Annotated in this window: 17 protein-coding genes; 7 read left to right on the top strand and 10 right to left on the bottom strand. The window is 53.2% G+C overall.

The window, feature by feature from the left end:
• Nucleotides 1–138 precede the first annotated feature (138 nt).
• From P8N76_02395 to P8N76_02375, 5 genes are all read right to left on the bottom strand, one after another.
• Nucleotides 139–390, bottom strand: coding sequence for a hypothetical protein (locus P8N76_02395; GenBank protein MDG2380500.1), 252 nt, complete (start codon nucleotides 388–390; stop codon nucleotides 139–141).
• 93 nt (nucleotides 391–483) lie between these two features.
• Nucleotides 484–1512 carry a DUF933 domain-containing protein gene (locus tag P8N76_02390; protein ID MDG2380499.1) on the bottom strand — a complete coding sequence of 343 codons (1029 nt, stop codon included), beginning with the start codon at nucleotides 1510–1512 and terminating at the stop codon, nucleotides 484–486.
• Between the two features lie 100 nt (nucleotides 1513–1612).
• Nucleotides 1613–3970 (bottom strand): DUF3488 and transglutaminase-like domain-containing protein, encoded by a 2358-nt coding sequence (locus P8N76_02385; protein ID MDG2380498.1) that lies wholly within the window; start codon nucleotides 3968–3970, stop codon nucleotides 1613–1615.
• A gap of 5 nt (nucleotides 3971–3975) precedes the next feature.
• Nucleotides 3976–5199 carry a DUF58 domain-containing protein gene (locus tag P8N76_02380; protein ID MDG2380497.1) on the bottom strand — a complete coding sequence of 408 codons (1224 nt, stop codon included), beginning with the start codon at nucleotides 5197–5199 and terminating at the stop codon, nucleotides 3976–3978.
• 89 nt (nucleotides 5200–5288) lie between these two features.
• Nucleotides 5289–6230, bottom strand: coding sequence for a MoxR family ATPase (locus P8N76_02375; GenBank protein MDG2380496.1), 942 nt, complete (start codon nucleotides 6228–6230; stop codon nucleotides 5289–5291).
• Between the two features lie 425 nt (nucleotides 6231–6655).
• On the opposite strand from P8N76_02375, the gene P8N76_02370 reads away from it, so the two are divergent.
• Entirely contained in the window at nucleotides 6656–8686 is a 2031-nt protein-coding gene (locus tag P8N76_02370) for a terpene cyclase/mutase family protein (GenBank protein MDG2380495.1), read from the top strand.
• 37 nt (nucleotides 8687–8723) lie between these two features.
• Here the strand turns inward: P8N76_02370 and fhcD are convergent, their stop codons facing one another.
• On the bottom strand, nucleotides 8724–9623 hold the full coding sequence (gene fhcD / locus P8N76_02365) for a formylmethanofuran--tetrahydromethanopterin N-formyltransferase (GenBank protein ID MDG2380494.1): 900 nt from the start codon (nucleotides 9621–9623) through the stop codon (nucleotides 8724–8726).
• A gap of 132 nt (nucleotides 9624–9755) precedes the next feature.
• Between fhcD and hemG the strand changes: the two genes are divergently transcribed.
• The 6 genes from hemG to P8N76_02335 all read left to right on the top strand — a co-directional run bounded on the left by hemG (nucleotide 9756) and on the right by P8N76_02335 (nucleotide 16476).
• Nucleotides 9756–11255, top strand: coding sequence for a protoporphyrinogen oxidase (hemG, locus tag P8N76_02360; GenBank protein ID MDG2380493.1), 1500 nt, complete (start codon nucleotides 9756–9758; stop codon nucleotides 11253–11255).
• Nucleotides 11256–11502: 247 nt separating this feature from the next.
• Nucleotides 11503–12609 (top strand): alanine dehydrogenase, encoded by a 1107-nt coding sequence (gene ald / locus P8N76_02355; GenBank protein MDG2380492.1) that lies wholly within the window; start codon nucleotides 11503–11505, stop codon nucleotides 12607–12609.
• A 102-nt stretch (nucleotides 12610–12711) separates the two neighbouring features.
• On the top strand, nucleotides 12712–13221 hold the full coding sequence (gene purE / locus P8N76_02350; protein MDG2380491.1) for a 5-(carboxyamino)imidazole ribonucleotide mutase: 510 nt from the start codon (nucleotides 12712–12714) through the stop codon (nucleotides 13219–13221).
• Nucleotides 13222–13246: 25 nt separating this feature from the next.
• Nucleotides 13247–14305, top strand: a complete 1059-nt coding sequence (mtnA, locus tag P8N76_02345; GenBank protein MDG2380490.1) for an S-methyl-5-thioribose-1-phosphate isomerase — start codon at nucleotides 13247–13249, stop codon at nucleotides 14303–14305.
• Between the two features lie 24 nt (nucleotides 14306–14329).
• A complete protein-coding gene (locus P8N76_02340) occupies nucleotides 14330–15343 on the top strand; it encodes a Gfo/Idh/MocA family oxidoreductase (protein ID MDG2380489.1) in 1014 nt (337 codons plus the stop codon).
• A gap of 68 nt (nucleotides 15344–15411) precedes the next feature.
• Nucleotides 15412–16476, top strand: coding sequence for a hypothetical protein (locus P8N76_02335; protein MDG2380488.1), 1065 nt, complete (start codon nucleotides 15412–15414; stop codon nucleotides 16474–16476).
• A gap of 14 nt (nucleotides 16477–16490) precedes the next feature.
• Here the strand turns inward: P8N76_02335 and P8N76_02330 are convergent, their stop codons facing one another.
• From P8N76_02330 to P8N76_02315, 4 genes are all read right to left on the bottom strand, one after another.
• Entirely contained in the window at nucleotides 16491–17495 is a 1005-nt protein-coding gene (locus P8N76_02330) for a discoidin domain-containing protein (protein ID MDG2380487.1), read from the bottom strand.
• Between the two features lie 501 nt (nucleotides 17496–17996).
• Entirely contained in the window at nucleotides 17997–18935 is a 939-nt protein-coding gene (locus P8N76_02325; protein MDG2380486.1) for a DMT family transporter, read from the bottom strand.
• Nucleotides 18936–19044: 109 nt separating this feature from the next.
• Nucleotides 19045–20460, bottom strand: a complete 1416-nt coding sequence (locus P8N76_02320) for a DUF1501 domain-containing protein (GenBank protein ID MDG2380485.1) — start codon at nucleotides 20458–20460, stop codon at nucleotides 19045–19047.
• Nucleotides 20461–20466: 6 nt separating this feature from the next.
• On the bottom strand, nucleotides 20467–23679 hold the full coding sequence (locus tag P8N76_02315) for a DUF1553 domain-containing protein (GenBank protein ID MDG2380484.1): 3213 nt from the start codon (nucleotides 23677–23679) through the stop codon (nucleotides 20467–20469).
• Between the last annotated feature and the right edge of the window lie 10 nt (nucleotides 23680–23689).

The following is a 23689-nucleotide window of genomic DNA, read 5'->3' as shown; positions in this document are numbered from 1 at the left end:
ATTTCAAAAAATCTCCTGATCGATGCAATCGAATGTGTTTAAAGCGTCGCGATGCGGACAGCGACGTCGTGGAGAAGCGAATCGGCCACTCCTTGTCCACCAAATATACGTCAGTTTCCTCAGATAGGGTAGCTCCCCTCAGAAGCCGTCGCGAAGGATCAACCCGAGGCATGCCCCGGCTTCATACTCGCTCTCTTCCTCAATGCACTTTTCCACCAGCCGACCCTCTGTGGGAGCCGAGACGTCGAAGGTGAGTTCGTCGGCGAGTATTTCTACGATCCGCTCACCTGCTAGCACACGAGCTCCCAGCGGGACGAGCCACAGATTAACCGTTGGTTTTGAGCGAGGTAAGTCGAGTTTCGGTGGAAAAATCCCGACATGTTTGTTCATGGTGGGTGGTGCTGACCCCTTTTGGGGCTGCTGTTTGTGGTGGGGTGGGTGGGGTAAGAGACGCATTTTTCGTTGAACAGGCTGATTATTGGGTCAGACACTGAATCGAACGTTGATGATGTCCCCATTCTGTAGGACATAATCTTTGGGTTCTTGCCGCATGAGATTTTCTGCTTTGACTTCACGTTCGCTGCCCAGTCGGAACAGATCGTCGCAGCTCATCGTTTCTGCACGAATAAAGCCTCGTGCCAAATCGCTGTGGATGCTGTCGGCGGCTTCGACGGCAGTCGCGCCTTGAGCAATCAGCCAGGTTCGCACTTCTTTCTCACCGGCGGTAAAGAACAGCATCTGTCCTGATTGAGACATGATGCTGCGGATTAAAGAGTCTCGATCGAAACCAGCGATTCCCATCTCCTGGCGAAATTCGTCACGTTCTTCCTCTTCCATCCGAGAGAGTTCGACCTCAAGGCCGACGGGGACGGCAAATACGGGTCGATTGTCGGTCGAGTATTCGTTGTATTTTTTGAGATCGACTTCATCATCCGCGACATTAATGATGGCCAGCCGTCGTTTCTGGCTGAGGAGTTGGAATGATCGAGTGACCTTGAGTTGTTCATCGGTAAATTCGAAGCCGCTTAGCGGTTCACCGGCTTCAAGTCTTGCGAGAATAGGTTCAATAGCCTCCAATTCTGCTTGTTGTTCGTCTCGGTTTGGCCTTGGTTTTCTCAGCGAGTCTTTCAGTCGTTCCACTCGGTTGGCAACGATCTCTAGATCCGTCAGCACGAGGTCTTCTTCGAAGCCCATCAGATCCTTGGAGAAATCCGAGCCGTCAAAAGCGCCGACGACTTGCACCAGGCAACTTGCCTCACGAATTTGACCCAGTCTCGCTGCATTACCTTCGTGGGTACGGCTGAGGCCAGGGGTGTCAACAATCTCGAGTGAAGCACGAGTGATTTTTTTTGGTGAATAGATGGAGCACAGTGATTCCACACGTTCATCTGGAATCGTTGCCATTGCACTTTGTGTTGTGTGACTGAGCGACAAGTCGGGAGCGACGCTGGTCAGGAACTCGAACAGGGTGCTTTTTCCGGAGCCTTGATAGCCAACTAATCCAATCTTCATGTTTTTGTCGATCTATTGTTTCTGCGTGTGGTTTCTGCGTGTGCTGGTAAGAGGGCCTTGGTCGCCAGGGTCATGGCTGGCTGACGAGTGAATTAACGATCTAGTACCCGTAGAGTGCTTTTTCGAGTTTGCCGAGGGCAAGCTGAAGCTCGCGATACTCGTCGGAGCCCAAGCGTTGTTTGCCAAAGCGTACTCGATAATGGGCATTGGTAACACGTCGGGGAACGCCCGCCAAGTGCACGATGGGTGTTTCGGCGAGTTGACCGCCGGTGGCTTCTGCAAACTCGTAGGCGGTTTGCTTCGAAGTTCGTCGAAAACCGTGGCGAGCCAGCATTCGTTCCATTTGATCGTAAAGATCTAATCTCTGGCCGCGTCGTCTCCGGACCCAGCCTTGTTGGGGGAGGTGAGGGCGTATCGCTCTCGCGATGCGTCTCAAGCCATTTCGGCCGAAATAGGCGGAGCCGATGATGAAGGTGACGATGCTTAGCAACAGCCAAGTCTGGGGCGATCGAAGCATCACTTGTATCTGTTGAAATCTTGCCTGCCAGGCTTCATGATCGAAGAGCCATTGTCCTAGTGTCCGGAAATTACGCGTCAAGGGTTCATAGATGGCTTGCCGCTGTCGATTCGAGTTCAGGCCTAAGACGTAGTCATCCCAGAGAACTTGGCAGTAATCAAGCAATTCTTTGACGGTCGTGATGATTTTCAGTCCGCGGTCATCTGCAACCTGGTCGATTCCCATCGGCGTCGGATCCAAGCGTAACCAAGCTCCCTGGCTGTAATCGTCTAATGGATCGAGTTCGTCAGCGGGAATCTCCTCGGCAGGTAGGAAGGCTTCGACCCAGGCATGCGCGTGTAACTGTCGCACAATGTAGTAATTGCCGAGCGTATTGAAGTCTCCGCCTTTGTAGCCGACAACAATCCGAGCGGGAATTCTTTGGCTGCGTAACATCAGCGTTAACGCACTGGCAAAATACTCACAATGTCCAGTGCGATGATTGGCAACAAAGTCTTCGATGGGATCTAATTCCGGATTTCGTTCTTGGCTGCCATCGAGTGAATACGAATATTGTCCGGAAACTTGGAAGTGTTCTTCGAGAGATTTTGCGCGGAAAAAGGAATTCGTTTCTGTTAGTCCTTGTTCAACCAACACTTGTTCTGCGATTGCGGTGACTTGAGGTGACTTTTGGAGCCATTCTTCGCGCGTGTAGATTTCCCGTGACTGATCACCGTGGGCTTGAGCGAGGGGGCGGAGCACAGGGATCAAGTCTTTTTGCCATCCATTCCGAAATGCAGTAGTGGAAAGGGTGTATCGATAGGTGCCCTTGTTCGAGTTGTCGTTTTCACTCGGCGTCAACTGGCGCGTATGTTCGTTAAGTTGCAAATCCGCGGGAGTGTCGGCGAAAGCCGCATAGCAGGGTGCCACATTGAACAGTACGGAATGCGAGCCGGGCTGCAGCGTAATGCGTTGTAAAACGACTTGGGACATGTCCGGTTCATCCCGGTTGTTGATCGAGCGGATGGCTTGCGGTGTTTTGAACTCACGCCAAAATCCACCGTCTTCGCGGTATTCGGAAAGGACCGTGCCGCGTAAATAAGGTTCTGTGTCGATCTGGTAGGGTTCGCCTCCCAATGTCGAAAACTCAACCCGCATCACTTGTTCCGGACTCTCTAGGATTCGAGACATATCCGTTAGATCGACTTGGTTCGTGAATCCTACCGTTGAGGTGTCTTGAGTGGGGCTTTCCCAGGGATTGTTGTTGAAGCGCGGAATGGCATAGAACACGACGATCGTCGAAAGGGTTGTTACGCAAACCATCCACACAAGACGATTGACATAGCTGCCATTCAGGATTCGCGACGCAGCATCGGCTTCTTCCGTCACGATCAAGCCGCCGGCAGGCATCCCATCTCCGACGTGATGAGTTGCCTCTCGGCTGGTACTTGTGAAGGGTCTTGTTACTCGAAATACGTGGAAGAAGGTGAGTGCTGCTACCGCGATCAGCATGTAAATGCCGAGGAGAATTCCAAACAATAACCCCAGATTGAGGGCTGCTGCCACAATGACTTGCAGAAGACTGAGCGAGAGGAGCGACCAATAAATGCGGTCGTTCTTCTTTTCGAACATCAAGATGATCTGCAGGCAAACCAGCATATTTGCCACATTCAAAAGTTGGCTCTGTTCCACATTGCGAACGACTTGGACCAGTAGCAGCAGACAGGCCAGGAGGGAAGCGACCGAAGCCGCTTTGCTGCCAAGCTGCAGGTAGCCTTTCATGTCGGTCACTGTGAACGAGATTACCGCGGCAGCTAACGCGGCAAAAGCATAGATTAGCTTCTGTTGTCCCATCGAGAGTAATAATGTGCTGAGTACAACGAGAGTCAAAACCGTTATTTGCAATAACGATTCTATCTTGATCGATGTGTCAGCCGTTGGGTTGGGTGTTGTGTGTTCCATCGTTTTTATTTGTCCGAGCTGGCAAGCTCCTCGAGAGCATCGATTTCGAATAGCTCCGAAAACGATGGATCGGAAGTGTCGATGCAGATTGATTGAGCGAAGCGGGTGCGCTGCTCAGAGTCAATTTGATCGCCAGCAATTCGCGTCGGATCGAGAAAGCCGGTCTTGCGAGTTGAAACCAAGACGACTTGATCGTCTCGATTCAGTTGACCGATCACTTGTGAAAGTAAGTCATTCAAACAATCTGTTGAGGTTGCGCGAGCTTCAGCCAATAACTCCAGAGATTCATTCAGTAACGCCGAGCTGCTAGGTCCTCGTATCATGCGAGCTTGTTCGGAAGCGATGCCCAATGTCAACTGTCCTGAGCCCTGGTGCACCTGTTCTGTGATGACGGTGGCTGCGAAACTAATGGCCCGTTCGGCGGCCAGTGATTGGGTCCGTTTTGCTGCCGGATCGAGGGCTTCGTCGAAGCAAAGGTCCAGCAGGATGATGAAGTCGCGTGTTCGGAGTTGCTCAAACTGTCGGACCACCGGCTGATTTCGTTTTGCCGATGAGCGCCAGTGGATCCAGCGACGACAGTCACCGGAACGCCAGTCTCGCAGGCCATAAAAGTCGCCCTCGATCTGGCCCTGCCTGCGATGCCAGCTCCGTTGACCGGGTCGATCGACCTGGACTAAGTGCTTCCATTGACCCGTCAACCTGCCGATCTGCGGGAGCACCAAAAATTCATCGGTCCGCGAAATGGTCGTGTCACCGCGTAACAATCCCAACGGCATTTTGGTTGAAAGTGCCGCTGGCCCCAGACGATAGCGGCCCCGTTCCCAGAGTCGGCAACGATAGGTCGTTCGTTCGGTGGCCTTTGCCTTCACATAGGGAACTAAGCATTGAACGGATTTGCGGGGAATCTCTCGCCTGGGATTGGCGTGGCTAATTCCGTCTCCGTAAATCAAAGCCCAACTATCCAGTCGCCGTTTGTCATTCTTGAGATCGACGTCAACCAATAGAAGCTCACCCGGGAAAACGGAGTTGGGGAATTTCCGCTCGATCTTGATCCCCTTTAAGGTGGAACGAACCAAGTACCAGCTAATACATAACGGCCCAAACAAGAGTCCTGAGAGAATAATCAGAAGGTTGATTTCACGGATGATCGCACCCACGATCACAACACCGAGAATCATGAGATACACCCAGGTTTCTTTCGGAATGGAAATGTGGATGCGTTTTGCCATCTGAAACCGGCGTCGTAAGTGGTGAACTATGGTTTGGGTGTCAATTCAAACGGAGTACGAGTCCTTTCAGACTTCTGTACTTCGAAAGGTTAGCTGGGAGCCCGTACATCTTCGACTAATCGTTGGATAAGTTTCTCCACGGCCGCGCGCTGGTTACCGTTTGAATATCCCTTCCGGACCACGCGATGCGCGAGCACAGGAATGGCCAGATGCTTGATGTCATCTGGCGTGACGTACGATCGACCATCGATCTTTGCGAGCGCTTGAGACGCTCGATAGAAACAGATAGCTCCACGTGTGCTCACGCCAACATGGAGTTCCTTGCATTCTCGTGTCGCTGTCACAATATCCAATAAATAGTCGTAAATTGATTCTTCGACGGTGATCTGCCGAACGGCTGACTGGAGTTCGACGATTTGCTCCGACGTGATAACAGGCTTTAGTAGGCTGACCGGTTCAGCATCGCGATGATTAAGTAAAACTTGACGTTCTTCATCACGGTCGGGGTAACCCATCGAGATCCGAATGAGGAAACGATCGAGCTGACTTTCCGGGAGCGGATAAGTGCCTTCGAACTCAAACGGATTCTGTGTCGCGATGACGATGAATGGTTCTGGTAGTTGGTGCGTCGTCCCGTCGACGGAAGCTTGGCCGTCGCTCATCGCTTCCAGTAAAGCGCTCTGTGTGCGGGGAGGTGTGCGATTGATCTCGTCTGCCAAGACGACGTTGGAAAAAATCGGCCCAGCATTGAAGTCGAAGCTGCCTGTGTTTGCGTCGTAAATGCTGCTGCCAATAATGTCACTCGGCAGTAAGTCGGGTGTGAATTGAACTCGAGAAAATGAGCCGTTAACGCTTTTGGATAACGCTTTCGCAACCAGTGTTTTGCCCACGCCGGGCACATCTTCCAACAGCACATGTTCGCCGGATAGCAGTGCCACCAAGCAGAGTCGAATCACCTCGACTTTGCCGAGGACGACCTGGGCGATGTTGTTTCCCAGATCATGAATCAAGCTGGCTGAATCAGTTGCCATCAAACTCTCCTAGAGCCATCTGCAACCGTGGCAAAACGGCTGGTTTGGGCAGGCACGGTCGATTTGTTGTGGATCACCTAGCCCAGTCCAGGTGAAATGCCGCTGCGCGATCGCTACGGGTTGCCCGCAAGTTTGGCGGAAATCGGTAATCTTCTGCCGACCGATCGATCGGAATCCAAGATGGAGACTCCTTGGTAGCGACCTTTCTATGTTAACGATTTGGCTCGAAATTGTCTGCCATCGCATAACTCTTTGTGAGAATTCCCTTGAATACGGCGGGTGGTCTGTTTGCAGGTTGGAGGTTGAGAATCCGGCCTCTGCACGTTCCATTCACGAAATCTTCGGTGTCGGATACACTCAAGGGGTTCTGGAGCTTTATTTTTTGCCGTGTGGATTGATGCGTTTGCTCATGGAGTTGTCCTTGCATGGCTTCTCAGTTTTTTCGTTCAGAAGACGGCGATTCGACGCTCGACCCGAGTGCTGGGGATTTCAATCCGCCCGCTGCGCCGCTGCCCGTTCTTGATTTAAATTCCTCCGGACCGTTACCCCTGAATTATTTAGATCGGGAGCCCCGAGCGAAGCACATGGTTCGCGTCGCGTCCCTGAATGGGATCGAGATCGATAGTAACTCGATCCTTTGTGATTGCCCCGATTGCGGCGCTCCGATGGCGATTCGAGTCTGGTTGATGTTGGCTGATTGTTGGTCCTGTGGAATTAGTATCGAGTTGACGGAGCTTCAACGGCGTTTAATCGAACATCGGGCGCCGAGTCGTCGTCCCGTGTTGGCTGCGGGCGGATCCACTGGCTCATTGGATCGTCCGCTACGCTCGCGCGGACCTGCGAAGGGCAACGACCGTCGTACTGTGAGTCCTGGCGCGGGCTACGAATCACCCCACATCCGACCGGCGGTCAAGTTGGCGGTGCCGGTACAAGCCGCGACCGTATTGCGAGAGCCTCCGCGCCAGCCGAGTCGCACTGTTCGTGCGTCGGTTGTGCCCGCTCGCCGGCGGAGCCTGGGAACACTCTTGACCGACATTCCGGCTTGGCTCGTTAGTTTGTTGTTGCACTTGGGCTTGTTGACTCTGTTAGCGCTGTTAACGATGTCGGAAGAATCCTCGCTGAAACAGATTTTGCTGTCGACGGCTGTCAGTCGCGATGTTCGGGAAGGAGGGCGGGTCGAAGTCAAACCCGATGTAGTACCCGACTATGATTTGCCGGTTCCGGAGGAGGATCGGCCGCGTAACCAGCGGCAAAAGCAGGCGTTAGTCTTGGCGGATCAAGAAGCGCGGCAGATCCGTTTGGACGCGAATGCCGATGATCCTTATCTTGCTCCATTGGAAAAAATTAGAGAGACGATTGGATCAGCTAAATCCCAACGAACGTTTGCAGTTCGCGATCCTCGCGTTCGGGTGGAAATGGTGAAGCGTGAAGGTGGCACGACGTTGACCGAGGCGGCTGTAGCGCGCGGTCTGCGCTGGCTCTCACGGCATCAGAGCGAAAATGGCAGTTGGAGTTTAGATCGTTTTGCCCACTGCGAAACGTGTCGAGGTCGCTGCAAGGGGCGGGGCAGCATTGTGAGCGACTCGGCGGCAACCTCTTTAAGTTTGTTGCCGTTCTTGGGTGCTGGCCAGACCCACCTGACAGGGATCTATCGAGATCAAGTTGCTCGTGGCCTTCGCTGGTTGATTGAAAATCAGGGAGCGAATGGCGATTTGAGGATCGACTCGCAAGGTACCTCTGGCATGTATGCGCATGGACAAGGGGCGATTGTTTTGTGCGAAGCCTACGCGATGACCGGCGACGAAATGTTGCGGGATCCCGCACAGCGAGCGATTGACTTCATTGTGGAGGCGCAGCATCCGGTGGGGGGATGGCGTTATCGACCTGGTGAGGCGGGTGACACGAGTGTGCTTGGTTGGCAAGTCATGGCGTTGCAGAGTGCTCGTATCGCTGGACTTCAGGTTCCAGAGGAAACGCTTGAATTGGCCGGCCAATATCTGGATACTGTCCGAGACCGTGATGGGTTTTCTTACTCCTATCAAAGAAAACGTTCGCCAGATCATGTCATGACGGCAGAAGCGATCTTGTGTCGTATGTACACAGGATGGACATTCGATGATCCTGGGATGCAAGCTGGCGTCACGAATTTGGTGGAACGGTTTCCACCCCAACGCAAAAAACCAAATATCTATTATTGGTACTACGCTTCGCAAGTCATGCATCATGCGGGTGGCGTAGATTGGGAGCGTTGGAATCGTCGTCTCCGAGAAATTCTTGTGCAGACCCAATTAAAGAGCGGACATGAGGCAGGCAGTTGGCAGCCTCGCGGTCCCCATGCTCAAGCGGGCGGTCGGATTTACATGACGGCGTTAGCCATCTGTACGCTTGAGGTTTATTACCGTCATGCCCCCATCTTTCGACGGTTAGATCTGACGGTCGAAGCTGACCTTGAGTAGCCGGGAGTTGTCACGTCGATGCTGAGGCCGGTTCGAATCACAGGTTGTTCGAATCACAGAGCTTTTGCAGGTGAAAATGATGCTTTCCGAGTTGCCCGCCATAATTACCCGCGCTGATTGCAACAATCTGGTCTCCCGCCGCCGCGCGCATCCCTACGGACATTGCTTCGCCCACCGCGGCTTCATCGACACCGTCAATCACGATTTCTAGCGCGCTATTCACTCCATCGAACAACTTTGTTGCTACGCGGCCTCGTAGTGTGGGGCAGTAGGGGTCACTGGTCGATGCCTTGAGTGCCTTGTACTTCGATCCTACCTTGCTTCCGCTGCGAGCAACGCCCCCTGGGAAGGGGGTGATGGTGCCTGCCAAACCGGTGATCGCTGAGACGGCTCGTGCGGCGGATTCTAAAGCAGCGACTTGGGTAGTGGCTTGGATGATGATGTTGCCGCCAGCCACACCTTGAGCAACACCGATCTGATCTTGTACCAAAAACTCGCCGTCCATGACTGGGATACGCCAGAAACGCTGCGAGCCGACGACCTTGCTTTTCTGGAAACCATCCCCGAAAAAACGAATGTGTTTGCCTAATGGAATACGTTTTTCCTGATTCGCAAGGCCGTCAAACACAGCGGTGCTCGGACAGGTCATTAGGCATTGTCCTGTGCGGATTGGGATCGCTTCTGCCAATGCATCGCGGGAAAACCCAAAACACAAGACGGAGGCTCCAGGGCGACCGTCCGGTGTTGAATCGGGCGGTATTTGCAGTTCGACACCCGTTTCGAGATCACATGCGATCACGGATGAACTGAATCCGGTGAATTCTCGCATCGCCGCGTCAAGCCAGTGCTGATCATGAGCTGTAATGATAAGACGGCTGTACTTCATGCCGAATGCTTCGGCGAAGGTGTCATCGATCGTGGTTTCGCCAAGCTTCAAGGTATCTCTCCCAGGTTTGTTACGGTTCTCGGTTCATCTAGATCGAATAGAGGTTCGCTCGACGACTGCTACTTGATTAAACACCACGTCCTGCCCTGTCAAGGTCCAGCTGTCGATCTGATCGAAAAGGTGTTGTCGAGTTCCTCATGGCGTCTGTATCCTCGAGGAACTCTGTCTTATCATGAGGAGGTGAACACACAAGAAGCCAAAAAGCCAGCGATTGCCGTAATTGGGGGCGGAATGAGCGGTTTAGCTGCCGCGCATCGTTTCGCGGAACGTAAGCCGGATTGGTCGGTTACGTTGTTTGACGGCTCCGATCAGCTGGGAGGCGTCCTGCGAACACATTTTCAGGAAGGTTATCTGCTGGAACAAGCGGCAGATAATTTTTTGCGGGGGCCAACGGCCCCCTGGGCTGAAAATCTTTGTCAACGAATCGGTTTTTCCGATCAGCTGATTTCCACCAATCAAAAGTTTCGCGGAGCCAAGGTTTGTTGGCGCGGAAAGTTGTACCCTGTGCCAGCCGGTTTTCAGTTGATGGCCCCTTCGCGATTAACACCTCTTTTGACCTCCGGGTTGCTCTCGCCGTGGGGTAAGTTGAGGTTGATTTGCGAACCCCTGATTCGTGAGCCTCGCGACGCGGGCGAGGAGTCGTTGGCTGAGTTCGCGACAAGGCGATTGGGGCGGGAGGCATTTCAACGACTTGTAGAACCCTTGGTTGCCGGCATCTACACGGCAGATCCGGCGCAATTGAGCGTGCAGGCGGCTTTGCCTCAAATGGTCGAATTAGTTCGAGAGCACGGTAGTCTTTATCGAGGTATGCAGCACCGGAAAAAACAAAGTTCGCAATCGTCCAAGACGCGGGGAGCTCGTTATAGCTTGTTCGTTGCCCCCAAGCGCGGAATGTCTTCCTTGGTTGAGGCGATTGAAAGTCGCCTCAAACAAACATCAATCCGCACCCATTGTGCCGTCAAGGAAATCACCGCTGCAGATCAGGATCGATGGCATGTGGTAACCGAAACGACGCGAGAATTGTTTGACGGTGTCGTGGCCGCGACCCCGACTCGCATCTCCGCCAAAATTTTCAAGCGGACGCTGCCTCAGCTTTCACAAAACTTGCAAGCGATTTCCTCGGCCAGTTCGGCGGTTGTCTGTGTCGCTTACCGCAAGCAGGAAATCGGTCGTCCTTTGAACGCATTTGGTTGTGTTGTTCCGTCTCAGGAAAATCGGCAGATTTTAGCGATCAGTTGTCCAAGCTTGAAGTTTCCAGGGCGGGCACCCGAGGGACTTGAACTGTTTCGCGTGTTTGTCGGCGGTGCGCTGCAACCCGAGCTACTGGAACAATCGGATGAACAACTCGTGACGCTCGTCCAGCAGCAACTTCAAGAGTTACTCAAGGTTAAATCCCCACCCCTCTTCCAACGAGTTTTTCGCTGGCGCGAAGCGATGCCACAATATGTGGTCGGTCATCGGGAACGCATTCGATGTATTGATCGATCCGTCCCTGAGTCGGGTACCCTCCAACTGGCCGGTAACGGATTTACGGGAGTTGGGATTCCCCAGTGTGTGCAGCAGGGGGAAACGGCGGCGGAACGGCTCATTCAGGCACTTTCCGCGTCGTGTGACTTGCCTTGATCGATGATACGTCCGGGCGGCTGGAGTGGAGCGGGTGCACTTTGGCACGGTGCCTCGATTTTGCGATCTGGTTTTCTGGTCCGTTTTGCCGATTTTGTGCCAGATCTGTGGCCGAAGTGACCATCGAATCGGCTGACACTGATGCAACCCTCTGCTGCACCTACTTGCGGTTGGGGCAAGCGTCTGCTGAAATGCGGGTGCTCGGATTTTCTCGTTGCTCGAACCCTGACTGGCGGGGGAGCCTCCCTTGATTATTGGTGTTCCGCAGGAAACTAAACGCGATGAGTATCGTGTGGCGATGTTGCCCGTTGGTGTTGAAGAGCTGACGCGTCGAGGCCATACCGTGCTCGTGCAAGCTGGTGCCGGGTTGGGATCGGGCATCGCCGATCATGAATATCTACGCGCCGGGGCCGAACTGGTCGCCGACGCGGCCGAAATCTTCGCTCGAGCAGAGATGGTTATCAAGGTCAAGGAGCCGCTCGCTGCCGAATGGCCGCTGATCCGTTCCGACCAGATTGTATTTACGTATTTCCACTTCGCGGCGAGCCGTGAATTGACGGAAGCGATGTTGGCGACCAATTCTGTTTGCGTTGCCTACGAGACGCTACAGTATCGTGGACACCTGCCTCTGTTGACGCCGATGAGTGAAGTTGCTGGTCGAATGAGTATTCAGGAAGGCGCTAAGTATCTGGAACGTCCGCAAATGGGACGAGGGATCCTGCTTGGTGGTGTTCCCGGGGTCGCCCCGGCCCATATTACCATTCTTGGGGGAGGCATCGTTGGCGCCAATGCAGCTCGGATTGCTGCCGGTTTTCAGGCGGATGTCACCATTTTGGACGTGAATATGGACCGACTCCGGTATCTGGATGACGTGATGCCGGCCAATGTAAACGTTTTGTTTAGCGATCGGCATACGATCCGTGAAGAGTTGAGTTTGGCAGACTTGATTGTTGGTGCGGTTTTGATCCCGGGCGCTAAGGCTCCTCGACTGATTGAGCGGGGTGATTTGCGGCGCATGAAAAATCGCAGCGTGATTATTGATGTGGCGGTCGATCAAGGTGGCTGCGTCGAGTCCTCGCGTCCAACAACTCACAGCGATCCGATTTTTATTGAACAAGAAGTGGTGCATTATTGCGTTACCAACATGCCGGGAGCTGTGGGGCGGACCAGCACTTTCGCGCTCTGTAATGTCACGCTTCCGTGGATCATTGAGCTTGCTGGTGAGGGTGTCGATGCGGCGATGAAGCGGTCCGATGCGATCTCAACAGCAATTAACATCTATCGAGGTGAAGTGACGAATCAAGCTGTGGCAGAAACTTTTGATCTGCCCTTCAGCGATTCGTCTGTGAATTAATTTGTGTTTAAAATTCAAGTGAGCGGAAGTTTCGATTTTGTTTGATGGTTCCAAAGATCGTCCCGAATCTTCCACTGATATTCAAGTTGATGAGAGGAGATTATGAGTCAGGAAACCCCCCAGGTTGGTATTATCATGGGCAGCGACAGCGATTGGCCAAAGATCAAGGGCGTCTCTGCAGCCCTGAATGAATTTGACATTGCCCATGAAGTCCAGGTCATGAGTGCTCATCGTACGCCCCATGTGGTGGCGGAATACGCTACCACGGCTGAAGAGCGAGGTTTGCGAGTCATCATTGCAGCAGCCGGCGGCGCTGCTCATTTGGCAGGAGTTGTGGCAGCCCACACCCCCTTGCCCGTGATTGGTTTGCCCGTGCCGACGGCCGATTTGGGCGGTCTCGATTCACTCCTTTCCACGGTGCAAATGCCCGGCGATGTGCCAGTGGCAAGCATGGCGGTGGGGATGGGCGGGCCTCGCAATGCTGGACTGTTTGCTGTGCAAATCCTTTCCACGGCTGATGAGCAGCTGAGACGACGCTTTGAGGCGTTCAAACAAGGGCTGGTTGCCAAGATCGCCGCCAAAAACGACAAGCTTCAAGACCAGTTGGTCTAAAACACGAACGATGAGGACATTGCCGGTGACGACGAAGGGCCCTGAAACGATTGCTTGGCATGGAGGCACCGATGGCTTTCTGCGTTTGATTGATCAAACGTGCCTGCCGTTGGAGTTGGTTTACTTGGACTGCAAGTCCGTCGAGACCGTTTGGGAAGCGATCAAGATGCTAAGGGTTCGTGGAGCTCCGGCGATTGGCATCGCAGCTGCCTATGGTGTTTGCCTTGGTATTCAAACAGTCTCCGGAGATGCGGAAGCTCTGTTTGCGAAGTTGACGCAAGTGGTGGATTATTTGGCGACCAGTCGTCCGACGGCCGTAAATCTGTTCTGGGCCTTGGACCGAATTCGTTGCCGCGCTGAACAACTCAAAGGTTCGTCGGTCGAAGAGATACGCCTGCAAATTCTTGCCGAGGCAAAAGCTTTGCACGCTGAGGATCGAGCGACTTGTCATGCGATCGGGGAGGTCGGCGCTCACCTTCTTCCCGATGGTGCGGGGGTGCTCACGCATTGTAATGCGGGCGGACTCGCAACGGCCGAATACGGTACGGCGCTGTCCGTCTTTTTTACCGCTCAGGATCAAGGGAAACGTTTACGAGTGTTTGTCGATGAAACTCGACCACTCCTGCAGGGGGCTCGACTAACTGCCTGGGAATTGATGCAGCGGGACATCCCCGCGACTCTGATTTGCGATTCGATGGCGGCGCAAGTCATGCGTGAGGGACATGTTCAAGCGGTGATTACTGGTGCCGACCGAATTGCGGCGAACGGTGATGCGGCCAATAAGATCGGAACCTATTCCGTTGCCGTGCTGGCGCGTGCGCATGAGATTCCCTTCTATATTGCGGCACCCCACAGTACGTTTGATTTAACGCTCGATCGTGGCGACCAGATACCCATTGAGCAACGAGCAGCGCATGAAATTACCAATGGTTTTGGGCGACAGACGGCTCCGGACGGTGTCGAAGTCTATAATCCAGCCTTTGATGTCACTCCTTCCGAATTAATCGATGGCATCATTACCGAGTACGGTTTGATTCAACCTGTGACGCGTGAAAGGATCGCAGAGGTCCTGCATTCGCAATAATTTCAAGATGGAAGGCAACTGAAAATGGTACGAGTTGGAGTCATTGGGCTGGGGATGATGGGGCTTACGCACCTCGATGCCTATGCGAAACATGACGGCGTAAAAATTGCCGCGATTTGCGACAGTGACCCCGATCGCCTGTCTGGGAAAGCTCATGCGGCGGGGAACATCGAAGGGCAGGCTCAATCGACCATCTCAGAATTAACGGATGTGCAACGGCTGTCTGATGCCTTTCAGGTGATTGGCAATCCCGAAATCGATCTGGTGGATGTTTGTTTGCCTACCGATCTGCACGTGAAGTTTGGCTGTGAAGTCTTGAAAGCTGGACAGCATCTGTTGATTGAAAAACCACTGGCCCGAACTTCGGCAGATGCGCAACTCCTGGCCGAGGCAGCCAAAGATGCAAAAGGCAGTACCTTTGTCGGGCATTGCATGCGATTTTGGCCCGGATGGACTTGGCTCAAGCAAGCGATCGATGACGGTCGGTTTGGCAAAGTCTACGGAGCTTCCTTTCGACGAGTCGTCAATCACCCTGGCGGGCCGTTTTATACGGATGGTGATCGATGTGGCGGCGCCGCATTGGATTTGCACATTCATGACACCGATTTCGTGCAATTCTGCTTCGGTATGCCGAAAGCTGTGAATAGCTTTGGTTATTCGAAAATTACCAATCAGCCTGACCACATTATCACGAAGTACGAGTATGACGATGTTCCGCTTGTGGTGGCGGAAGGTAGCTGGGCGATGGCAGACGGCTTTATTTTCAACATGAGTTACACGGTTAATTTTGAAAACGCGACCGCTGTTTTCGATTCGGCTGCTGCAGAACCGTTGACCCTGTTTGAGAAAGGCAAAGACGCTGAGAAAATCGAAGTCCAGGACATCATGGGGTACAACCTGGAAATTGATTATTTCGTCGAGTGCATCGAGAAACAGCAGCGACCCACGATCGTGACTCTGGACGACGCCTTGCGGACCGTGAAAATTGTGGAGGCTGAAATTGAAAGTGTCCAAAAAGGTGAAAAAGTTAACCTCTAAATTGGCGTCCGCTGCGGGGTTCGTATCTCACGATAGCGATCCTCGCGGTTGATCGGAGATGTTGTCGGATGTCGTTGCCACGATACGATGTATCGAAAACTTATCAATGGAACTACGACCATCCGCCGGATCCGCTCTTGACCAAAGAGTTGCAGGAATGGCCGTTGCCCGGGAATTGGAGCCTGTGCGGGTTTGAGTTGAACTCGCCATTGGGAGTTGCCGCAGGTCCACTGCTCAACGGTCGTTGGATTCTGTATTACGCAAGTCTGGGGTTTGACATCCTTACCTATAAGACGGTGCGAAGTTGTGAGCGGAGTTGCTACCCGTTACCTAACCTGTTACCCGTTGGCTCAAGTCCGATGGTAGGAAATGAGCAACGAGTTCTCGATCAGCAGGTCATGCAAGATTCTTGGGCCATTTCCTTTGGAATGCCTTCACAATCGCCGCAAGTCTGGCGTGAAGACATACGGCTTACTCGAGATCAGTTGGCGCCCCATAAGCTCCTGGCGGTTTCTGTCGTCGCAACGGTTGAGCCTGATTGGTCGATCCAGCAGGTTGCCGATGATTACGCTCGTTGTGCTTGTTGGGCTGTCGAGGCAGGTGCAGACCTCATCGAGGTCAATTTGTCGTGCCCGAATGTGGCGACTTGTGATGGTCAGCTCTATCAGCAGCCAAAAGATGCAGCTGTCGTCTCAGCATGCGTCAAGCAAGCGATCGGCTCGACTCCCTTATTGGCCAAAATCGGCTTTGTTCCCGATGACCTTGCTGCGGTTGAACTGCTGTCCAGCCTTTCGCCTCACTTAGACGCTCTGACTATGGTCAACGGTCTGGCGACACGAGTGATGGGGGCAGATGGCAAACCGCGTTTTGACGGCCAGATTCGAGGAATCGGCGGCGGTGCGATTCGTAAAGTGAGCCAGAAGCAGGTCGGCCGTTTTCAAGATTTGATCCGGCAACACCAATTCGATGTCGAGTTAGTGGGGTGTGGGGGCATTTCCACCCCAAGTGACGTTCAGGCCATGATCGCTTGCGGCGCGCAATCGGTCCAGTTGGCAACCGCTGCGATGCTCAATCCAGCGATTGCCAAGGAAATCCGTCGCGAAATGTCTGAGGCGACGGACCGGACAGCCTAAACGGGTGTCAGCAGCTATTTCGCGCTGAATTCACTCACACTGCCATCTTTCGCGTCAGTCACTTTGTCGGTCCAGACGACCGCCAGGGATGGGGCAAAGGCTTCCACTTTCGCATCTTTGAGCCGATCGCCGACATTCGCTCGGTTGTGAATTACGACCTTGCCGATGTCCTTGGTTTCACCCAAATCAATCAACCACCAAGGATTGGACTCTTCATTTGTGTGGGTGACCGAACCTTTGTCGAATGCGCTTTCCACATTTCCATCTTTTGCGCGATCGGCGTTTGTATCTTGATAATTCGATGACTGGCTAGCGCTGCCGTCGACCTGCAGCTCTTTGCCGGTTGCGGTTTCGATTAGCTGCACTTCGGCCAATGAGAGAATTCGTTTGTCGCCCTCTAGGCTAATCTTGATGTAGCGGGCGTTTGCCAGAGTCTTGGTCGGTGGTCCTGGTTCCGCATCGGCGCCTCGGTTGATGTAGATCTCAGGGATTGCGGCCGTCAATTGTTCCGCACCTTCCTTGCTGACCTCGGTCTGCCAGACATAGATTTTTTTGAGTTTCTTGAGATTCTTCAGATGGTCCAGGCCGGCGTCCGTTATTTTCGTGCCGTACAGATTGAGATATTCGAGATTCTCAAGATTCGCAAGATGGGCGAGGCCCGCGTCCGTTATCGCGGTTTTCTCGAGGTGGAGTCGGGTGAGTGTTTTGAGGTCGCTCAGGTTTTTTAGACCCTCGTCACTAATCTTGGTTCCACGCAGATTCAGCCAGACCAAATTGGGGATATCTTTCAAATGAACCAGTGCTTCGTCACCCACTTCCTTGTCAGAAAGATGAAAGGTTGCTTCTTTGTCCGTAGAGTCCTTTGCGATTACGCGCACCGTTCCACCTTGCTCGGTGACTCCAGCTAACGCCGCAGCTTCATCAGCCAATGCAGGAGTCGCGAAATTCAAGGTGTAGAGGATTGTGCAGAGGGCTACGGTCCAGAGGATACGCGTGCCTAGCGATAGTCGGATACTCATTGCTGATGTCCTTATGTTCTCGTCCGTCAAATGGATCAGATTAGTATACGTCGTCAGTGAAGTAACCGACGATTGTAATCATTTGGGAATCGGCTTGCATCTTCGTTTCGAATGATAAACATCTGTTGACGCGCTCTTGGGAGGTTCCATTTCAGCTCGTCGCTTGCAATTGGCCTCGAGTGGCCGGCTTCTATCAGCGATTTTATCTGCTTGCACGCTCTGGAAATGCAACGGGGACCGCATCGAATCTGGTGGCCACTGCAATCGTCAAATTCGGATCGCGGTGGTTGGAACGAAGATTCCCGCATCCGCCCCGCTCGACCTGGTTGGCCGGGGGAAAGGTTCCACAGCCCACTTTTCCGTTCCGCTTGCCTGAATTCCCTCCCGATCTTCCTGCGGATCGTAGCGATAATCAGCTCTGTTGAGATGAATGCGGTACACCGCTTCGGTCCGGCGGAAATCGTTCCTCAGGGAATTGGAGAATGACCTGGCACCGTTTGGCTACGCGGCGTTGACGGTCGATCGTCGACGTGTACTGACCAAATAGATTCCGGCGGCGATGCATCCGCCAGCGAGTAGCAGCCACGGGGAAAGGGGGTCGCTGAGGAAGATAGATGCGAAGTAAATGCCGAATAAGGGCGTTGAAAAGCTGAACATGGAAAGCTGCGAGGCTGAATGTTTTCGCAAGAGCTGTGTCTGCAGCGCAAAACAGAGTCCCGCAACCAGAAGGCCCTGGTAGGCAAGTCCGATGATGGCGGGAAGGGTCATCCGTTGAGGTTCAATCTGTTCAAACAATGCACTGTAACCGATAAACAAAACGACACCGATGATGTCATGCCAGAGAATCAACTTTCCGGGCTCGATTCGTCTCAAAGCATACTTCACATAGACGATTCTTACCGATAGCAGAAAGGCGCTCAGCAATATCAATAGATCGCCGGCTAAAGAGGGCAGGTCTTGTTGGACCTTCGTTTGGGTCTGATCCGCATCTCGCGTCAGCATCAACATGATGCCAACGGTGGCCAAGAGAAGTCCCTTTAGTTTTCGCAATGTCAGACGATCTGTCTTGGTGACGAAGTGTTCAATCCCAATCACTCCGAATACGAAGGTGTTGATCATCATGGTGGCATGAGAGGCATTTGACCAGGCAATACCGACATTAAACGTGGCGATCTGAACGAAGAGCAGCACACCAGCAACTAGTGAGATTCTTAGTTGTCCTGAACCTAGTCGCAGCGGGGTGCCGCCAAACCAGCACCAGAACAACATGAAGACGGCACCGAGTGAGAATCGCACGGCGGCAATTGCGATAGGGGGCAAGGAAACGGCTGCGAACGTAACGGCTACGGGCGTGCCACCCCAGAGAGCTGACGTTAATAAAACGATGCTTAGCGACGCCGCATTCAGTGGTTGCGAACCGGCCGAACTATCTTGCTTCATGTCGCATCTCAATCGATGACCGAAATGCACATTGGTGCCATCTGGCCGGCAGGTTGTGAATCTGGGTGCGTAACGGAACGATTACTGGTTGGAAAGCTTGTCATCCAATTTACGCGATGATTCCATGAACCACATCCCCATAGATGTCGGTTAGGCGAAAGTCGCGTCCGGCGAATCGATAGGTCAGCTTGGTGTGGTCGATGCCCAGCAGGTAAAGGATTGTCGCGTGCAAATCGTGGATATGGACTTTATCCTCGACGGCGTAGTAGCCGTACGGATCGGTCGCTCCATAACGAATACCTGCTTTGATGCCGCCACCTGCCATCCACATGGAATATCCATGTGGGTTATGATCGCGACCGTCGTTGCCCTGGGCGACGGGGGTGCGTCCGAATTCACCTCCCCAGATCACCAAGGTATCTTCGAGCAGTCCACGGGCCTTCAGGTCTTTCAACAAGGCCGCAATGGGTTGGTCGACTTCTGCGGCGTTTTTCGCATGATCATGCCTCAAGTTGCCATGTTGATCCCATTTGTAACTGTGGCTGCACTGGATGAATCGGACTCCCCGTTCGGCGAAGCGACGCGCCATTAAGCATTGTCGACCGAAGTTACTCGTTTGTTGGTTGTCGAGTCCATACATGCTGCGTGTGGATTCGGTTTCATCATCCACGTTCTGCAAATCCGGGGCTGCGGATTGCATGCGAAATGCAAGTTCGAATGAATTGATCCTCGCCGTTAACTCTGACTCCTGTTCCGTAGGTTTGAGGTGGCGTCGGTTTAATTCTTGCAAATAGTCCAATTCGATGCGCTGGAGTCTGGTGGGAGTCTTTGTTGCGTTTTCGATAAAGGGAATTTTTGCTTCTTGGGATGGGATACTCGCGTTGCCAATCGGAGTACCTTGGAAATCGGCTGGCAGAAAAGCCGAGCCGAAGGCGTTGGATCCACCGTGTGTCAGCGTTGGACAAATGGTCAGATATCCAGGCAAGTTTTCGTTTTCTGTCCCCAGTCCATAATTGATCCAGGATCCTATGCTGGGTCGGACGAATGTGTCGCTGCCCGTGTGCAGTTCGAGCAAGGCTCCACCGTGTCTTGAATTCGAACCGTGCATCCCATTGATGATGCACAAATCGTCAACGCATTTGGCCACGTGGGGAAACAATTGGCTGACCCAAGCTCCCGATTCCCCGTGTTGCTGGAATTCCCAAGGTGATTTCAGGAGATTCCCGGTTTGCGACGACACAACGCGCGGTTTGTCGAATGGTAAGGGTTTGCCATGGTCACGAATCAAATCCGGTTTGTAGTCAAACGTGTCTACTTGGGAAGGGCCACCATGCATGAACAAGAAAATTACACGCTTTGCCCGCGGAGCGAAATGTGGCGGAGGCTGGTTGATTGAGTTGTTTGACGCTGGCGACTCTTCTTGCAGAAGAGTCGTGAGTGCCAGGCTGCCAAAGCCCGCACCGCTTGCCTTTAACCACTCACGGCGTGTGCTTACTCTTTGCTCTTTTCGGCAATATCGACTCATGTCAATTTATTCCACAAAAATGAATTCATTCGCGGACATCAAAGCGCGGCAAAGGCTTTGCCATGCCCGAGCATTGGCTGTTGTCGCATCGAGTTGCAGATCTGACAAGTGGTCGAGATATCGCTCGATGAAACGGATTGCCGAATCGATTTCGGCATCGCTTGGCGGACGGCTGTAAAGCATCCTGTAGGCCGACTCGATCCGTGCGCGGTCATCAAGAGTTTCCTGTTTCAGTAAGTTGCTGGCTAACTGGGCCGCTTGCTGCGAAACCAGTTGGCTGTTCATCATGAACAGGGCTTGAGGAGCCACCGTTGTTGACTGCCGCTTTCCCGTGGTTACCGAGGGATCAGGGAAATCGAAAGATTGCATGACTTCGTACAAGGCACTTCGAACGACCGGTAAATAGACCGATCTACAGTTCGAGTCGTATATTTTCGGGCTGACGTTCGTTGTGCTTGTGACATAGGCCCGATTGGCGGTGGTCAGGCGAGTGCCTCCCATGGTGAAATCCAGATTGCCACTGACGGCCAGGACGGAGTCACGCACTGCCTCGGCCTCGAGTCGGCGGCGGTTGAAGTGTGAAAGTAAGCGGTTTTCAGGGTCCGTCTCGGCGACTGACGGATCAGGCTGGCTGCTCATTTGGTAAGTCGCCGAATTCATCAACAACCGGTGCATGGCCTTTATCGACCACCCCGAGTTGATGAGTCGCAATGCGAGCCAGTCCAATAATTCTGGATGAGAGGGACGCTGGCCCAGTCGACCGAAATTATTGGGGGAGGCCACCAGGCCTTGGCCGAAATGCCATTGCCAAAGACGATTGACGATCACTCTTGCCGTCAAGGGATGGGATGGATCGGTCAACCAAGTGGCGAGTTGCAATCGACCGCTCTGATTGTCGGGGATCTCTGACTCACGAGCGGATGGAATGGCGCGCAAGAATCGTCGAGGAGTTTCTCGACCCAGCGTCAAATGACTGCCTCGTAAATGCACCCGCAGGTTTTCCGGATGCTCCGCGTCGGTTACCCCCATGGCTGTCGGAATCGCAGGGCTTTGCTTGGTGATTTCTTGCCGTCGTTCGCGAGCCGCTTTTACCGCCTGCTGTGATTGCTCTGGGTAAAATGGCAGCAATTCTGTCGGTCGGGCGAACGGTCCCTGAGGGTCATCGAGTAGGGTCTGCCATGGCAGGTGATCGGCATGGCCGGAATCAGATTTTGCGTTGTTTTGCCAGGCTAAGATCCGATCTCGATAGGCGGTTGCCCAGCGTTGAAAATCGGCTGTGTCGTCCGGCCATTGCAACAACGGGTTGAACGCCGACCTGCTTATCGCATGGGTGGTTAGGTATTGGTGCCATTGAACGACCAAGGCAGGAATGAGTTCATAATCGGAGCTAATCGGCAAGATGTCGACGAGCTTGTCGTTCGGAAGCGGTATTAACAGCAGTTTGTCAAGATGCGGGAACGCGCTGGACCGTTCCAATCGCAGCAGGTTCTTTCCTGCTTGCAGGTAGATCAAGGCTTCGGCATGCCATTTTTGGTGATTCGGATGCCAGCCACCGGTTGTCTGGCCCGCCACGGGGAGTTCGAACTGCTTGCCATTGATCGTCAATAAGCAGGGACGTGACTCGAGGGCCGCATAGCGCAGATCGAGTTGATACCAGGCAGCCGACTTGATGACGATCTCGTATTCCACCGCATTGGGTAGCTGACCTTGATTTACCAATACACCGATCGATGGCCCGTAGTTATCGGTGTCTTTTCGGAGATTTCCACGTGTGAAATCTTCAGCTTCCAGTAGCAGATGGTTGATCGGCAAAGGGGCCTTGTCGTTTTTGGAATTCTTGTCGTTTCCAAAAGGAGTTGTCGCCTTGAGCCGTTGTTGGATCATTTCTAATCGTGCGGCTGCCAGCAGGTAATCGCCCAGGTGCTGTTTTGCCAGCCTCATCGTTTCCTGATTGGCAAGTGCGAGTTGATGATCTAATTCTGCTTGGAGGCCTGCGACTTGCTGATCATGCAGAGCCTTTTGTTCAATGTAGTGTTGGGTCGCTAGCTCGCGTTCCTGCCACTTTGCGACCACATTGAAGTGTTCCATGGTTTTCGTGCTTTTGAAGATCCCGGCGATTGAGTAGTAGTCCGTGATCGGAACGGGATCGAATTTGTGGTCGTGACAGCGAGCGCAGCCAAGTGTCAAACCCATCAAGGCGCGCCCGACCGTGTCGACTTGTTCATCGATAATGTCCATTTGCATTTTGACAGGATCATCTTCAGCCAGCATTTTTGCACCTAGCGACAGAAATCCGGTTGCGATGATGGGGTCAAATGATGAAGTCGCTTCCAGGAGATCACCAGCAAGCTGTTCGAAGATAAAACGGTCGAATGGCTTGTCGATATTTAGAGATCGAATGACATAGTCGCGGTAGCGATAGGCATTGCCAAATGCTAGGTTTTCATCCAGACCGTTTGAATCGGCGTAACGCGCGACATCCAACCAGTGTCTTCCCCAACGTTCGCCGTAGCGAGGTGATCCTAGCAGTCGGTCCACCAATCGTGCGAAAGCGCCGGGCCGATTGTCGGCAAGAAAATCAGCAACCTCTTGAGGACTGGGTGGCAGTCCGAATAAGTCGAACGTCGCACGCCGAATTAGAGTGCGTTTGTCAGCGATCATTGCCGGTCGCCACTGCCGAGATTCCAGGTTTGCTAAGACAAATTGGTCAATGGGAGATTCGATCCAAGCGTGGTCATCGACTTTGGGCAGGCGGTGCTGTGAGGGCGGACGGAAGGCCCAAAAGTTGCGTTCGTCGTCTGTCAATTCGTAATCGACAGTTGCCTGTTCGATGCCTGCAGGGTTGGATGAGTGATTGGGCCAAGGCGCACCGGACTTGATCCATTGGATAAGATCAGCGATCTGTCTTGCGTCTAACTTCGACTTGGGTGGCATCTGCAAACGCTCGCTGTGCCGAATCGCATGAACCAATAAACTTGTCTGAGGCTTACCGGGATCGATGGCAGCTCCGCGCGTTCCACCTCGCAGCATCGCATCACGATCATCAAGGCGCAGTTCACTCTCTGCATTATCAACGCTGTGACAATCCCAGCAGTGAGTTGCCAAAACCGGTCGGATTCGCGACTCAAAAAAATCTGAATCGTCAGCTGAGGCCGAGGCGAGGTTAAAACTCGCGAACAACAGAATCCAGCGGTAACGGGATGTGAACGGGCAGCTCATTTCTGAATTT

The sequence above is a fragment of the Pirellulaceae bacterium genome (genome assembly GCA_029243025.1).
In the GTDB taxonomy this organism is placed as follows: domain Bacteria; phylum Planctomycetota; class Planctomycetia; order Pirellulales; family Pirellulaceae.
This window is presented reverse-complemented; position numbering and strand designations above follow the sequence as displayed.

Coding starts and splice junctions, on each gene's coding strand:
- P8N76_02330 (MDG2380487.1), bottom strand. CDS start 17,495: ATGAGTATCCGACTATCGCTAGGCACGCGTATCCTCTGGACCGTAGCC.
- P8N76_02370 (MDG2380495.1), top strand. CDS start 6,656: ATGGCTTCTCAGTTTTTTCGTTCAGAAGACGGCGATTCGACGCTCGAC.
- P8N76_02375 (MDG2380496.1), bottom strand. CDS start 6,230: ATGGCAACTGATTCAGCCAGCTTGATTCATGATCTGGGAAACAACATC.
- P8N76_02325 (MDG2380486.1), bottom strand. CDS start 18,935: ATGAAGCAAGATAGTTCGGCCGGTTCGCAACCACTGAATGCGGCGTCG.
- P8N76_02380 (MDG2380497.1), bottom strand. CDS start 5,199: ATGGCAAAACGCATCCACATTTCCATTCCGAAAGAAACCTGGGTGTAT.
- P8N76_02395 (MDG2380500.1), bottom strand. CDS start 390: ATGAACAAACATGTCGGGATTTTTCCACCGAAACTCGACTTACCTCGC.
- P8N76_02390 (MDG2380499.1), bottom strand. CDS start 1,512: ATGAAGATTGGATTAGTTGGCTATCAAGGCTCCGGAAAAAGCACCCTG.
- P8N76_02340 (MDG2380489.1), top strand. CDS start 14,330: ATGGTACGAGTTGGAGTCATTGGGCTGGGGATGATGGGGCTTACGCAC.
- P8N76_02315 (MDG2380484.1), bottom strand. CDS start 23,679: ATGAGCTGCCCGTTCACATCCCGTTACCGCTGGATTCTGTTGTTCGCG.
- P8N76_02320 (MDG2380485.1), bottom strand. CDS start 20,460: ATGAGTCGATATTGCCGAAAAGAGCAAAGAGTAAGCACACGCCGTGAG.
- P8N76_02335 (MDG2380488.1), top strand. CDS start 15,412: ATGTCGTTGCCACGATACGATGTATCGAAAACTTATCAATGGAACTAC.
- P8N76_02385 (MDG2380498.1), bottom strand. CDS start 3,970: ATGGAACACACAACACCCAACCCAACGGCTGACACATCGATCAAGATA.
- purE (MDG2380491.1), top strand. CDS start 12,712: ATGAGTCAGGAAACCCCCCAGGTTGGTATTATCATGGGCAGCGACAGC.